Here is a 14,096-nt window from a genome sequence, read left to right on the forward strand (position 1 = left end):
GCACCTGCCTTACAAGCAGGGGGTCATAGGTTCGAGCCCTATAGCGACCATTTTAGTAAGGCCCATTGGTCAAGCGGTTAAGACACCGCCCTTTCACGGCGGTAACAGGAGTTCGATTCTCCTATGGGTCATTATATGGGTCACTAGCTCAGTTGGTAGAGCACTTGACTTTTAATCAAGTGGTCCGGAGTTCGAGCCTCCGGTGGCTCATATTTAAAAGGTGTAACTTCTTATATTAAGAAGTTACACCTTTTTTTGTAGGTTCAAAAATAAAGGTTAAAAGAGTATTTTTAAGTCCAAGAAATCGTATAATAAAATAAGATGGATATGAGGAGGGGTTTGATGGATGCTTTACTTTATGAAGTAATCAGTGAAATGGCTCATACAATACAGGTAAACAAAGAATTTTTGACAGAGTTAGACCGAGAAATAGGTGATGGTGACCATGGTATTAATATGGCTCGTGGCTTTACCCATGTGATGAATAAAGTAAATCTAGAAGATGAACTGAGTCTAAGTGATGCCTTAAAAAAAGTAGGGATGACTATTATATCTACTGTAGGTGGTGCATCAGGTCCCTTGTATGGGAGTGCCTTTTTGAAAGCGGCTATGGCTGTACGGGAGAAGACCGAGCTAAGTGGAGAAGTCTTAGACATTCTCTTGAAGGCAAGCTTAGAAGGCGTTCAAGAAAGAGGCAAAGCAGTCCAAGGAGATAAGACAATTATCGATGCTTTAGAACCTGCTTATGTAGCCTATACTACAGCATTTGCATTAGGGCAAACACCTATAGAAGGTATGAAAAAAGCTTGTGAAGCAGCCTATGAGGGCGTAGAATCTACCAAACTTTTTGTAGCTAAAAAGGGAAGAGCTAGTTATCTTGGTATGCGTAGTATCGGACATCAAGATCCAGGAGCAACTTCCACTTTGTTATTACTTCAAGCACTGACAAGGGTTTTGGAAAGGTAGGGCCAAATAAAAGAAGAGAGCGCATAATCCAAAATGATGCGCTCTCTTTTTTTATTTGGCCCAGCCTAAAGAACATTTTACTGCTTTGTGCCAGCCTACTAGTAATGCATCACGTGTTGTAGCATCCATATGGGGTGTAAAATGCTTTGAAATCGCCCAGTTTTTACTAATGTCATCTTTGTCTTTCCAGTAGCCTACAGCAAGACCCGCAAGATAAGCTGCACCAAGAGCCGTCGTCTCAATGACTTCAGGACGGTCTACTTGCACACCCAAAATATCTGCTTGGAACTGCATCAAGAAGTTATTGGCACAAGCACCACCATCTACTTTTAAGGCTTTAAGTGAAATACCAGAATCCTCTTGCATGGCTTGAAGCACATCATAGGTTTGATAAGCTAGAGACTCAAGAGTTGCACGGATAAAGTGTTCTTTCTTAACACCACGAGTGAGGCCTACAATTGTTCCTCGTGCATATTGATCCCAGTAAGGGGCACCAAGACCTGTAAAGGCAGGGACAACATAGACACCGTTAGTGTCAGGAACAGATTTGGCATAAGTTTCAGTATGTGCAGCATGGTCAATTAAGTGGAGTTCGTCTCTTAACCATTGAATAGCAGCACCTGCAATGAAGATACTCCCTTCAAGGGCGTATTCCACTTTGCCATCTAGACCCCAAGCAATAGTTGTTAAAAGGCCCTTTTTAGAAGAAATAGCTTCTTCGCCTGTATTCATGAGCAAGAAGCAGCCTGTGCCATAAGTATTTTTAGCTGTACCGGGTTTGTGACATACTTGACCAAAGAGGGCAGCTTGTTGATCCCCAGCAGCACCACCAATAGGGATTGGTCCACCTAGAAGGGAAGCATCTGTTTCGCCATAGATACAGCTAGAAGGTTTCACTTCAGGAAGTAGACTAAGCGGAATATTGAGTTTAGCTAAAATATCTTCATCCCATTTGAGGGTATGAATGTTGAAAAGCAATGTACGAGAAGCATTAGAGTAGTCAGTCACATGAACATGGCCTTTAGTTAAGTTCCAAATGAGCCAAGTGTCAATGGTTCCAAAAAGGAGTTCGCCTTTTTCAGCTTTTTCTCTTGCGCCATCTACATTGTCTAAAATCCATTTAATTTTTGTGCCTGAGAAGTAGGCGTCTAAAATAAGACCTGTTTTATCTTTGATAAGGGCATCAAAACCTTCATCTTTTAAGCTGTCACAGTACTCGGCAGTTCTTCTGCATTGCCAAACAATCGCATTATAAATGGGTTTACCCGTTGTTTTATCCCATATAACCGTTGTTTCACGCTGATTGGTAATACCAAGTGCAGCAAGATCACTTGCAGAAGCATTCACTTTTTGCATAGCCTCTACAGCTACACTAATTTGAGTAGACCAAATTTCCATAGGGTCATGTTCTACCCATCCAGCCTTAGGATAAATTTGTGTAAATTCCTTTTGAGCAACGCTTTCAATAAGTCCTTTCTCATTAAATAAAATACATCTTGAACTAGTTGTTCCTTGGTCTAACGACATAATAAATTTTGACACGAATAAAACCCCCTAGAATAAAATAAAAACTAATCCCATAATAACATAGCAGATGTGGAAATAGATAGCATACAAGGAAAAGGGATTAGATGGTTTTAGAAATGATTTGAGTAGCAATGAGATTGACGCCTGTATGGGCTAAGTCTTCACATAAGATATCACCTATAACGATAGGAGCCTCAACTTCTAAATCTTTTAAAGCTTGCATGCACGCATAGATTAGAGGTTTAGGCACAGGCTTTTCTGTTTTGGCACTTACCTGAGGCAAATGTCCGTTGCAAACGGGTAAAGTAGTAGTCAGTAAACGGGTTGGGTGGGTACACTCTTCTTGGGCATAGGCAAGACCTCTTTTGCAGGAGTTGCCTGTTACACAGGTGACTTGGTCGTTTTCTAAAGTAGCTGTTAAATGACATCCTAGTGGGCAACCAATACAGGTGAGTTCAATAATGGACATAACTTAACTCCTTTCTATTTTTAAGGTGAGGGTATGAATATTGGGATAGGCATTAAGTTGTTCAGGGGTGAGAACTAAGTCTTCCATCTCTCCAGGTGTCAAGATACGTTTTTTCTTTTTGATCGCACATGTGTCGTTGATATAAAGGCATTTATAGGCATCTTTATAAACTTGCTCCACACGAAAGCGAAGTGTAAGGGGTACAGCGGAAGTGGGGTCAATAAATTGAGGCACGCTATAACGCACACCTTGGGTGGTAACTACCGGAATTTTTGAGCTTCTAGGGGTTGGAGCAGTACCTCTTAAAATAAAGTCGGCGGCATGGGCACCAGCTGTTTCACTTTCGGTAGTGACATAGTCTACCAAGTCATGAACATGGAGGACGTTGCCACAGGCAAAGATACCAGGTTGATTGGTTTCAAGGGTTTCATCTACAATAGCTCCACCTGTTACGGGAGAGAGTTCGATAGCTGCTTTTTTAGAGAGTTCATTCTCAGGTAGCAGCCCTACAGACAGGAGTAAGAGGTCACAAGGGATGAAAGTCGCTGTCTCTAGAAGAGGTTTCCTCTTGGCATCCACTTGGGCAAGGGTCACACCGCTTAGGCGCTCTTTCCCATGAATTTTAATAACGGTATGGTTGAGTAAAAGAGGAATGTTGTAGTCATCGAGACATTGTACAATATTTCGTTTAAGACCACTAGAGTAAGGCATAAGCTCAGCAACGGCTTTTACTTTCGCCCCTTCAAGGGTCATACGCCTTGCCATAATAAGCCCAATATCCCCAGAGCCTAAGACGACCACCTCTTTGCCAGGCATAAAACCATGCATATTTACTAATTTTTGTGCCGTTCCCGCTGTTAAGATGCCACTGCATCTTGTACCAGGAATAGTTAGTGCGCCACGAGGTCTTTCACGACACCCCATAGCGAGAATGACGGCTTTAGCATTGAGGGTCAAAAGGCCTTTAGTAGAAGATAGAGCATAGACCATCTTATCAGGGGTGACGTCTAAAACCATGGTATTTAATAAGTAAGGAATAGCCTCTTTGTGTACCGCATCTACAAAACGTGCGGCATATTCAGGTCCGGTCAACTCTTCTTTGAAGGTGTGAAGGCCAAAGCCGTTATGAATACATTGATTGAGAATGCCGCCAAGATAAGCTTCTCTTTCTAAAATAAGTAGATTTTGAATCCCCCTTGCTCTTGCAGAAAGGGCAGCAGCAAGCCCAGCAGGCCCACCACCAATAATAACTAAATCATAATTTTGCATTGTACACCTCCTAAGTTAAAGATTTTCTTTGTTGCGTCCCACCAAAAGGGTAGAGGAGCGACCAAACTTGCTCACTTCTTGAATAGGCATATTTAAGGTTTCGGCAATGAGTTCCATATTACGCACTAAGCAAAAGCCCATTTGGCAACGCCCAGCCCCAGCTCTTGTACGGCGCTTAATGCCATCTAAGTCACGAGCAGGTAGGGGCCTTGTTAAGGCATCCAAAATTTCAGCTTCTGTAATGGACTCACAGCGGCAGACGATTTTGCTATAAAGCGGATGAGCTTGAATCAGTTGTTCTTGCTCTACTTTAGAGCATTCATTGAAACGGGTAATGCCTTTACGTACAGGATTAAAGGTAGGATTAAGGTTAGGTTGTAGCCTTGCACATACCAACTGAGCCATATGTTGACCAATAAGTGGTGCACAAGTCAGACCAGGTGATTCAATGCTTGCAGCGTTGAAGAAGCCAGGCACATCAGGGGCTTCACCTAAAATAAAGTCATCCTTTTCGGAACGTGCACGTAACCCACTAAAAGAAGTGATAACCGTGTTAAGAGGAATAGACGCTACACTTAAATGGGCTTTAGCCATAATGTCATCTAAGCCGTCTTTTGTCGTTTCTAAGTCTTCCTTATCATCTTGGTCCGTGGCATTAGGACCTACCAATAAATTGCCATCTACAGTAGGAGAAACTAAAATACCTTTGCCCAGTTTCGTAGGAAGTTGGAAGAGAGTATGAGTGACTAGATTGCCTGTATATTTATCAAATAAATGGTATTCCCCTTTTCTAGGGATAATGGTAAAGTGGTCTTCACTTACCATGTTATTGAGCACATCACTAAAGAGCCCAGCTGCATTGACGACGGTCTTGGCTTCATAGGTTGTATCGCCACAATGAAGAAGGAAGTGGTTAGCTAACTTGTCAATAGAAGTCACGTTTTGGTTAAATTGGAAGGTTACCCCGTTGGTACATGCATTCTCAGCTAGGGCAATGGTTAAGTTGAAAGGACACACAATGCCACCTGTTGGTGCATAGAGGGCAGCCACCACTTGCTTGGATACAGCAGGCTCTCTTTTTCTGACTTCATCTTCAGATAAGATTTCTAGATAAGGTACACCATTGGCATCCCCACGGGCTTTAAGTGCTAATAAATCTGGCAAACTCTTTTCATCAAAGCATAAGACTAAGGAACCATTACGCTTAAAGGGAAAGTCTAATTCGACAGAGAGTTCATCAAAAAGCAAATGACTTGCCGCGTTGAACTTAGCTTTTAAAGTATCGGGTTTTGCATCAAAACCGGCATGGATGATGGCACTGTTGGCTTTGCTAGTGCCACAACATACATCATTGGCCTTTTCCAGAACAAGAGTCTGGAGCTGATAACGGGAGAGCTCACGGGCAATGGCACACCCTACTACACCAGCCCCTACAATAATAACGTCATACATAGATTCACCTCCGATAAAAATAAAAAATCATGAAAATCGCAAAAAACAAGGGAGTAGCCCAATATTGCTTAGTTTGGGTTCCCTTGTTCTCCACCATGGCTTTATGCTTTGTATTAGTATATGGGTATAAAAAGTAAAATATACTTAATGTGTCTTATTTTCTTTAATGCATAAAAGGGGCATATGTTGTACCTTGTCATAGTCGACAAGGAGCTGTTGATCTGCCAAATCTCTTAGGCGTACATAGTATTGTTCTTGTTCTAAAAAAGCTAGAACCGGCTTAACCACTCCGTTGAGAAGAAGAGGAATAGAAGTTGGAGTGGGGCTTGCGGTTGGAGAGAGGGTGAGGTAAGTGGCTCTATAGGTATTGGTCACATCCGCTTTTAGTCGTGTCCAGAAAGCTGGGTGTTGGACATAAAATTTGGGACAGACTTTGCCCGTGACGTCGTAGTGTCGCAAGAGGTCTTGTTGAGGATCTAAAGTATAGGTGTGACACAGCTTAGTCAAGAGCTGGATAAGGGCGGAATAAGTGAGTTCATTAAAGGCTCCTTCCCAGTCTAAGTGGCATACTTCTATCCCAAGACTGTATTGGTTGGCATTTTTTGCATGATAAGCTTGTTCGTTGTGGGGGATGCATTGTAAGATTTCACCCTGTAAGCCCACAATATAGTGACTGCTGGCATAGACACCTCTTGTTCCAGCTTTGAGGTTGTCAAAGTAGTTCCGGTTAGCAAGTGCTGAAGTCGTGGGATTGGCTACCCAGTGTATCACTAGCTTTTTGACCTTGGTCAAAGGAAGTTGAGGGCGACTATAGGGATTGGGTGTCAGTAAGTGCTGTTGAATGTTTAAGTCCATAAAAAGGTCTCCTTTTAAATGTAGTAGAAGTGTCAGCCAAAGGTTGTAAATGTTTCATTGAATTTTAAACAACAAAAAGCTAACCTAAGCCTGCCTCCCCCTTGTGTTACATGGGCAAACTTAAGTTAGCTTCTTGTTGTGTGGCAACACTCACGCCAAAGAAACGTTGAGCTTTTGGGTAGGCCTGGTACCTAGAACGGAAGCTGTAGACGTGGGCATCAGGGAGACACCGCATGGGCCTCTATTGTATGAAAGAGCTGCTTGGCAGGTATCATCGCTAGAGCGCAGTTGGTGGTCCAAAAGGCATGAAGTCCGAAGGATAGGTTATAGGTAGTAGGCATTGCAAAAGCGTGCACATCCCTTATGAGGCTATGAATGCGGTACTGCCCCGAACACTACCATGTTTGCCACATCCAGAGGGTAGAGTCGGTTGACCAAGAAAGGGCTTGTCCGTTGAAAGATAAGGGGGGAATCCATCACTTTTCAAGTCACTTCTTGGTAAGGGTACACTTAACGGCCTAGGATGTTGCCAAGTGTAGCACCTATACTCTATATATACGGATGAGGGGGGCAAATGCTTGAAAAAAGTTTTAAAAAAGTGAATATTTGTTGCAAATTTACAAAGGACAGGGCGATAAATTGTGAAGTTTAGAGTCGTATTGGGCCTGTTGAAAAGCCTGTTCCCTTGCTTCTAGGCCAGTGAGGTCAAAGTGATGACTTTCCACCAGATGGAAAGCTGTAAAAGGTTTAGGTCGTGTAGGTTGTTTGGGAATAGACTTAAAGGGGGCATATCGGTCAGCTAAAAGCGCAAAAAACTTATCTGGTCGGAGTAGCCAGTTCAGAAGGTTGGGCCAAGATGGATGATGCCCTCGCCCGCACAAGTAGTCAGAGGCTTCCACCTTTTGGAAGGCCTCTTTTAGACGTTTTTCTACAGATTCGCCCTTACGCTTAAGCTGTTGAACCAGATCCATAAAGCGCTTTCTCGTTGTAGCAGTCCACTTTCCAGTGCCTTTGAGACTTGGACAATGGGTGTTAAACAAAGTGAGAACCTGTTCCCCAGAAAGAGGGGGAGTGTCTGTCTCCATAGTCCTAGGAGCAGGTGTAATCTGATCTTCTGAATAAGAAGATTGTCTAGGTTTCTCTTTGAAAGATAGAAGTTGGACTTTCGCATTTCTAAGAAGTTGGGAGATAGCCCCTTCGTTGCGGATGTAAAAAGTCATTTTACGGATTCTATCATAGTAAGACAAATAGAGTTTACCTTCAAACTTATCTGTACTTTTTAAGTAGGCACTTTTAGATTTGTAGACCTTCCCAATATGGCTAAAGGCAGAACGAAATTCTGTTTTGCCAAAGCCTAGTTCCTCGGTCCAGCTATCCCCACTACGGTAGCTAGCATGTCCACAAGGTTCCAAAAATTTATAAAAGGCTTGTCCTTTCGTAAGGCCAAACCAATGTTCAAGTTGTACAAGAAGTAGCGTAGAAGTCACACTGCCAGTATAAGCATTAAGCTGTGGGCAATAGACTAAACGTTTCATGAGATCCTCCTAAATGGGAAAAGTGTATTTCTGCTTATACCTCTATACATACGCAATAGATGGCAAAATGCTTTAAATTTTTTTAGGGAATTTTGAAGCTATAAAAAGATAAAAAAGTTACATCTTGTCTATGCCAGTGCGCAACAGGGATATGCCAAAAGGTAAAATCCAAAAATAGTGAGGGAAAGGACAGATGCCTTATGGCAACAGGTAGATTCCGCCATGCAACACCGTTTTGCCCCATTTGCTAGCCTGTGGTAAAAAGTTTAAAGTAAAGGTGCGCAAATCAAAAGCTGCAGCAAGAATAGGTGGAAAATGGAAGAAACTATTGAACAATTGGTTTTAAAAAGTAAGACAAATCCCATATATACGTATCCGTTATGGAAGAAGTTTGAGCCTTTGTATAGCCATTGGGCTAAGAAACTCAACCCTATAGATGGGACAAAAGAAGATTTGTATCAGGAAAGTTACTTGATTTTGGTTAAGGCTGTTCAGAACTATAAGCCAGAACAGAAGGTCAAATTTGAAAGTTACTATAAGCTCATGTTGTACAGATGGGGAAGGGATTATTACCGCAAAAGGAAAGAGGTGGTCATACAAGAAGAAGAGAGCATGGACTTTTGGAGTCAGGTGCCAGATGAAGCAGAAGGGATAGAAGCTCAGATGCTTCGTCAAGAGCGCCTCGAAAAACTTGAAAAAGCTTTACATACGTTAAGTGCTGAGGAACAAAATTTACTTCTAGCCTTTTATGGACAAAGAGAAAGTTTAAAGAGTTTGGCCGAGCAGCAAGGCTTGTCCTATAAAGCTTTAGCCAGTAGAAAGACTTACGCTTTGAAAAAATTAGAAAAATTTTTTAAAGCATTTTAAGAGGGATTGCGTATATATAGAGTATAAGCAACCGGTGCTTACAACTTATATCAAGGAGGAACAAAGATGGCAGTTACAGCAGAACTAGAAGAAGTGAAAGTCATGTTAAAGTTTACGAAAGGTTCACAGACCATTCCCCATTGTAATAAAGAAGCAACAGATGCAAACTTACATAGCTTAGCAGTAGCGATTGCAAGCTTAAATCAAGAAACTCTTGAGCGCATCATGAAAGTAACAGAGACCAAGCTCTTAGGCTAAGCATCCTAGGGGAAGACAGGATCAATGCAGCCAGTTACTAGAAAGAGACAGCGTACATACAACGCGTAGACAGCCCGTAGACATCAGGTTTCAGCACGATGCATACATCAAACACACTATTTTAACAAGGAGGCAACAACCTATGGCACAAGTAAAGAAGAGCTTAGTTTTAACCTTTGGTACCCTTGCAAAAAATGAAGAGAGTATCACAATCGCCAATCCCAAAGAAGTCTTATCAGGCGTCGCCATCAAAAAGGCAATGGACGATGCACTAGCAAGTAATGCTATTGGAGAAGTGGTACAAGCCAATAGCGTTCTAGGCGCCAAATTTGTGATTCAACAAGTAGATGATGTAGACTTTGAAGAGGCTTAAAAATGAATGAGCTTTTAAGTCAAATTGGTAACTTTGGTTTTCCCATCATTCTCTCCATGTATCTCCTCATCCGCATTGAAAGCAAGATGGAAAGTCTCTCTCATACCATTCAACAACTGAGTAAAGTGCTAGATAAAAGAGAACAATCCTAAAACAATCCCCCCTAAGACGATACCCTCAAGTCTTAGGGGGGATTGTTTTAGGATTGCTGTTCAGGATTATAAGGCTCTAAGATGATATCTATCCAGTCTTTTGTGAAGCTGCTCAGTCTTAGGCCCGTCAACCAACAGTTATTGTTTAAAAGGAGCCAATTTTTCAAGGACTTGGCAGCAGCAATTTTCTGTGTGACATAGCTTGCTGTTGAGTGAGTTTGGATGTGTGTGCCATTTTTTAGTACAATGCAGGAGTCTTTAAAAGAGTCAATGGCATCTAGGTGGATGTACCCAAATACTTGGTCATACTTACTTTGTTTATCACGGGTTTTGACAATGATGTAACAAGACGAGGTCGACAACACAAATGGAAAATGCTTTTTGTAGCAAAGAATGTCGTGAGCCTTGGCTTCTAGAAGCTGTAAAGGGTAGCCTAGGTCCAGTGCAAAAGAACTTTTGAAAGCTTGAATAGATGAGGGGCAAAGTTTGTTTGTCCCATCTTTGAGGTAAACTAAAGTGCAATCTGCGTTTATTTCGCCCCCTCGACCCTCTGTGTCATAAAAAGGTATAAAAGCCCAAATTTGATTAATTTCCATAAAAAACTCCCCCTAGTATAGAATGCAAGGGAATAGAAGCCCCTTGGTTATTTATAGTATACAAAAAAAAGTGACAAAATACAGTATGTATTTTCAAGATTTTTAATAAAATGAAAAATTTATCAAAAATAAACATATTCTAATAAATGATTTAGATAATTTAAACAAAAGTAAAGAAATGAAAAGAGATGACTGAAAGCATAAATAATTCAAATTGAATAATTATGCGTAAAAAAAATTGTTGAAAAATACCATAAAGGTCTAAAATACATAATATGGAGAAAGCGGATGAAAAAGTAAAAAGATGAATAAACTGTATAAATAGAGTGTAAGTCGGAGACACTTTTTTATAAGTACTCGATAAGCATCAAGAGACACACACCAGCGTTGGCAACTAAGACATTAATAACATCCATGACAAAACCTATAGAAGTTTCTTTGAGAATAAAGAAATATTTCTAGAGTTACTTCAATGTTTTGTGGAAGAAACATGGACTACTCAGTTACAGCCAGATCAACTCACAGAAGATAAAAGTCATTATATTGTAAGAGATTTTGAAGAAGTTGAAGCCGATATAGTTTATACAGCTACAATCGATGGGTGAGCGAGAAAAGTCATTAGAAGTAGCTAAGAAAATGCTTTCTAAAGGTATGTCAATCGCAGATATTATTGAAATTACGGGACTTATTGAAAAAGATATAGAGGAATTATAGTAATCGCAAAATCCCCTGTTACAGGATGACACTAAGAGGCTGAAGTGTAACATAAAATGGAGATAAAAGGTGAAAATGAGAGCTATTCAGGGTATATGCCTTGGGTAGCTCTTATTTTATTTGTTTTTTACCCACAAAAGATAAGTAGGGATTATATGTGGTTCATCCATGCAACCCAAATAGTGTATGAATTATAGGGAGCTATTTTCTAAACAATCTAATATGATCTCTACGGAAAACTAGAGGGATATGCTCAGGATGAAAACAAATTAACTACATTAAGCGATAAAATAGATGATTTAGAATACGACAAGCTAATATTAAAAATTTTAGAATAATTAATAAAATTGTGCTATTATCTTATGTAGTGTAATATATAAGAATATATCATGCGTTTATGATAATATCATAGGCGTTAATTTAAGCCTAAGTTTTTCCAAAGCAAGTGAGTCCTTCTAAGTAACTTTCTATACGAGAAAAGGTAGTTTGTCTTTTACGCTTTTCTTGTAAAGCTAAGGTGCCTATTCTTTCAAGTAGCCTACCTAGCTCTAAGTAAGTATGTACTGTAATCTGTTTTACTGTGTAAAATTGATAAAGGTTAACTATAAGCAAAGTATAAAATCTTTGAAGACTGACGCCTCTCCCCTTGCTTAAAAGCAAGGAGTGGTCCAAATAATCATAAAGAGGCATTGTTATTAATGTACCAACTAGTCTTCCATAAAGAATTGTTTCAACGTATTTTGTTTTTCCTACATGCATTTTATCTATAGACAAAGTACTTTTAAGTACTTTGAAAAGCAACTCTATTTGCCAGCGTATACGATAAAGTTCTGTAATAATTGTAGCACTGAGTCGATCAGACTTAATATTTGTAACCATCAGGTTCCAATGCAGTAATTCACGTTTGTTGCTACTGATGTCTTGACCATTATTTTGTGCGATAGCTTTTTTGATACGTTTATGAGCGATTGCATCTGATAACCTAATGCCTACTAACCTAACCTTTAACTTTGAGTCAGAACGGTTACCGATATAAACCTCTTTATCAATAGAATGAGGTGATTGTTTAAGCATCGCTACCGTATCGATTTCATCATAGATAGAATAGGTTTCAGATACACCCTTATAAAGTTTAAGATTTGTCTTGATACGACTAATAAAAAAGTTGTTTTCATTCAATTTTTTTAGAAAATCTGTATCAAAATAGCCTAAATCAGCTAGGAATAAATCGCTTTTTGAAAGTTGCTTAATCATTTCAGTAAGGCATTGACTATCATGGGTAACCCCTGAAGTAATATCAAAATGAGTGATTGTATGATTAACTGCACTACTTGCCGACCATGGCAGTATATCAGATATTTGTAAATCTTTGTTTAGCTGAATCTGTTTAAAGACGTGCTCTAAATAATGCATAGGCTTAAGTTCATTGGCTATAGCAGTCTGAATGATGCTGTAGATAATAGAAGATGAAGTGGCTCTATTCTGTGTGAAGAATCAAAAAGTTGCTTTAGAGTTAGAAGAAGTAGCAGTAAGCATGAAAGCGTATGATACAGCCTATAAGTTGCTTCTAGAAGGAGATTTAGAAGTAGAGCCACTAGAAGAAGCAACACTCGTACCAAGGCAAACAAGGGCACTATTTAAAATGGACCGTTCAGAGCTTATAACCTTAGGCTATGAATTACTAAGCGAAATGAACCAGGTTTATGACTTCTTTGATGTGTACGGAGCGTATTAAAACATGAGAAACGAGTAGCAAACAAAAGTTAACACTTTTACAATGGTAGAGTAGGGATTATTGAACATAGAGGAAGCTTAATGGATATTTGGAAGTGTGATGCGACAATAAGGTCTAGAGATGGCTAGGCCTTATTTTTATACACAAAAAATTATCATATGGGTGTAAAATAATTAGCTAAAGTGATAGAATAGAAAGTAATAAAATGCAGCAATAAGGAGAAAGACGGATGATTACAGGTGAATTAAAGAATAAAATAGATAAAATATGGGAGACGTTCTGGACAGGAGGGATTACAAACCCGCTTGAAGTTATTGAGCAATTTACCTATTTACTTTTCATCAAAGGTCTTGATGATATAGAAACAACAAAGGAAAATGAAGCAGTATTTTTAGGCTTACCATATGAAGGAATGTTCCCAAATGACAAGCAGTTCCTTAGATGGAGTAAGTTCAAAAACATGGAAGCAACTGAAATGTACAACAACATGCACAATCAAGTGTTTCCATTCATCAAAAATCTTCATCAAGATGGTGATTCAGCTTATGCTAAATACATGGGCGATGCTATTTTCAAGATCCCAACACCACAAATGCTCTCAAAGGTTATAGACGGAATTGATGGGATTAACATGGAAAATAGAGATGCAAAAGGTGACCTCTATGAGTACCTTCTTTCAAAAGTAGCTACAGCGGGTACAAATGGGCAGTTCCGTACACCAAGACACGTTATTGAGATGATGGTGAAACTGATGAAGCCAAGTCCAAGTGATGTGATCGTTGACCCCGCTATGGGGAGTGCTGGTTTCTTAGTTGCAGCCCAAGAATACCTTAGAGAAAATGAAGCAGATCTTTTCCTAAGTGCAGGACTTAAAGAGCATTTCAATAATCATATGTTCTATGGTTTTGATATGGATAGAACGATGCTTCGTATCGGTGCTATGAATATGCTTCTTCATGGGGTAGACAATCCAAACATTGAGTACAAAGATAGTTTGTCTGAGCAAAATACAGATAAAGAGAAGTACACGCTAGTCTTAGCAAATCCACCTTTTAAAGGATCACTGGACTCAGAAGCAGTAAGTGCAGACTTACTTAAAGTGACCAAGACTAAGAAAACAGAATTGCTTTTCTTAGCACTTATTCTTAGAAGTCTTAAAGTAGGTGGAAGAAGTGCTACAATCGTACCAGATGGCGTACTCTTTGGCAGTAGTAATGCACATAAAGAGATCAGAAAAGAAATTGTAGATAACAACAAACTTGAAGCAGTTATTTCTATGCCAAGTGGTGTATTTAAGCCTTATGCTGGAGTAAGCACAGCTATCCTTA

General features: G+C 39.8%; 16 protein-coding genes and 2 tRNA genes. 10 read left to right on the forward strand and 8 right to left on the reverse strand.

Annotated elements, in window-relative coordinates:
• The first annotated feature begins 59 nt into the window (after positions 1-59).
• The 3 genes from RRY75_RS12425 (at position 60) to dhaL (ending at position 966) form a co-directional block, all read left to right on the forward strand.
• Positions 60-131: transfer RNA gene (locus RRY75_RS12425), tRNA-Glu, on the forward strand.
• 6 nt (positions 132-137) lie between these two features.
• A tRNA-Lys gene (locus tag RRY75_RS12430) sits at positions 138-210 on the forward strand.
• Positions 211-342: 132 nt separating this feature from the next.
• Positions 343-966 (forward strand): dihydroxyacetone kinase subunit DhaL, encoded by a 624-nt coding sequence (dhaL, locus tag RRY75_RS12435; protein WP_332527897.1) that lies wholly within the window; start codon positions 343-345, stop codon positions 964-966.
• A gap of 51 nt (positions 967-1,017) precedes the next feature.
• On the opposite strand, the gene glpK is transcribed toward dhaL, so the two are convergent.
• The 6 genes from glpK to RRY75_RS12465 form a co-directional block, all read right to left on the reverse strand.
• Entirely contained in the window at positions 1,018-2,493 is a 1,476-nt protein-coding gene (glpK, locus tag RRY75_RS12440; RefSeq protein ID WP_442935429.1) for a glycerol kinase GlpK, read from the reverse strand.
• Between the two features lie 100 nt (positions 2,494-2,593).
• Positions 2,594-2,962, reverse strand: coding sequence for a DUF1667 domain-containing protein (locus RRY75_RS12445; RefSeq protein ID WP_332527899.1), 369 nt, complete (start codon positions 2,960-2,962; stop codon positions 2,594-2,596).
• Between the two features lie 3 nt (positions 2,963-2,965).
• Complete coding sequence (locus RRY75_RS12450; RefSeq protein ID WP_332527900.1) at positions 2,966-4,231, reverse strand: NAD(P)/FAD-dependent oxidoreductase; 1,266 nt, start codon at positions 4,229-4,231, stop codon at positions 2,966-2,968.
• 15 nt (positions 4,232-4,246) lie between these two features.
• Positions 4,247-5,683 (reverse strand): NAD(P)/FAD-dependent oxidoreductase, encoded by a 1,437-nt coding sequence (locus RRY75_RS12455; RefSeq protein WP_332527901.1) that lies wholly within the window; start codon positions 5,681-5,683, stop codon positions 4,247-4,249.
• 144 nt (positions 5,684-5,827) lie between these two features.
• Positions 5,828-6,538 carry a peptidoglycan recognition protein family protein gene (locus tag RRY75_RS12460; RefSeq protein WP_332527902.1) on the reverse strand — a complete coding sequence of 237 codons (711 nt, stop codon included), beginning with the start codon at positions 6,536-6,538 and terminating at the stop codon, positions 5,828-5,830.
• 617 nt (positions 6,539-7,155) lie between these two features.
• Positions 7,156-8,073, reverse strand: coding sequence for a hypothetical protein (locus tag RRY75_RS12465; RefSeq protein ID WP_332527903.1), 918 nt, complete (start codon positions 8,071-8,073; stop codon positions 7,156-7,158).
• A 315-nt stretch (positions 8,074-8,388) separates the two neighbouring features.
• Between RRY75_RS12465 and RRY75_RS12470 the strand changes: the two genes are divergently transcribed.
• From RRY75_RS12470 to RRY75_RS12485, 4 genes are all read left to right on the forward strand, one after another.
• Positions 8,389-8,940 carry a sigma-70 family RNA polymerase sigma factor gene (locus RRY75_RS12470; RefSeq protein WP_332527904.1) on the forward strand — a complete coding sequence of 184 codons (552 nt, stop codon included), beginning with the start codon at positions 8,389-8,391 and terminating at the stop codon, positions 8,938-8,940.
• A 66-nt stretch (positions 8,941-9,006) separates the two neighbouring features.
• Positions 9,007-9,198 carry a DUF1659 domain-containing protein gene (locus tag RRY75_RS12475; RefSeq protein WP_332527905.1) on the forward strand — a complete coding sequence of 64 codons (192 nt, stop codon included), beginning with the start codon at positions 9,007-9,009 and terminating at the stop codon, positions 9,196-9,198.
• Positions 9,199-9,340: 142 nt separating this feature from the next.
• The gene (locus tag RRY75_RS12480) at positions 9,341-9,571 is read left to right on the forward strand and encodes a DUF2922 family protein (protein WP_332717007.1); all 231 of its coding nucleotides are present in this window, start codon (positions 9,341-9,343) and stop codon (positions 9,569-9,571) included.
• A gap of 2 nt (positions 9,572-9,573) precedes the next feature.
• Positions 9,574-9,723, forward strand: coding sequence for a YvrJ family protein (locus tag RRY75_RS12485; RefSeq protein ID WP_332527907.1), 150 nt, complete (start codon positions 9,574-9,576; stop codon positions 9,721-9,723).
• Positions 9,724-9,770: 47 nt separating this feature from the next.
• Here the strand turns inward: RRY75_RS12485 and RRY75_RS12490 are convergent, their stop codons facing one another.
• Positions 9,771-10,319, reverse strand: coding sequence for a hypothetical protein (locus RRY75_RS12490; RefSeq protein WP_332527908.1), 549 nt, complete (start codon positions 10,317-10,319; stop codon positions 9,771-9,773).
• Positions 10,320-10,798: 479 nt separating this feature from the next.
• Here RRY75_RS12490 and RRY75_RS12495 point away from each other — a divergent pair, with 479 nt between their 5' ends.
• Positions 10,799-10,924 (forward strand): hypothetical protein, encoded by a 126-nt coding sequence (locus RRY75_RS12495; protein ID WP_442935444.1) that lies wholly within the window; start codon positions 10,799-10,801, stop codon positions 10,922-10,924.
• A 535-nt stretch (positions 10,925-11,459) separates the two neighbouring features.
• Here the strand turns inward: RRY75_RS12495 and RRY75_RS12500 are convergent.
• Positions 11,460-12,494, reverse strand: coding sequence for an IS4 family transposase (locus RRY75_RS12500; protein WP_332717020.1), 1,035 nt, complete (start codon positions 12,492-12,494; stop codon positions 11,460-11,462).
• Between the two features lie 25 nt (positions 12,495-12,519).
• On the opposite strand from RRY75_RS12500, the gene RRY75_RS12505 reads away from it, so the two are divergent.
• Together RRY75_RS12505 and RRY75_RS12510 are read left to right on the forward strand one after the other, a co-directional pair.
• On the forward strand, positions 12,520-12,768 hold the full coding sequence (locus RRY75_RS12505) for a hypothetical protein (protein WP_332717011.1): 249 nt from the start codon (positions 12,520-12,522) through the stop codon (positions 12,766-12,768).
• Between the two features lie 229 nt (positions 12,769-12,997).
• Positions 12,998-14,096 (forward strand): type I restriction-modification system subunit M (locus RRY75_RS12510; protein WP_332717014.1); only part of this gene is annotated, 1,099 nt, incomplete at its 3' end.

This window comes from Niameybacter sp. (assembly GCF_036655075.1).
Classification (GTDB): Bacteria; Bacillota; Clostridia; order Lachnospirales; family Cellulosilyticaceae; genus Holtiella.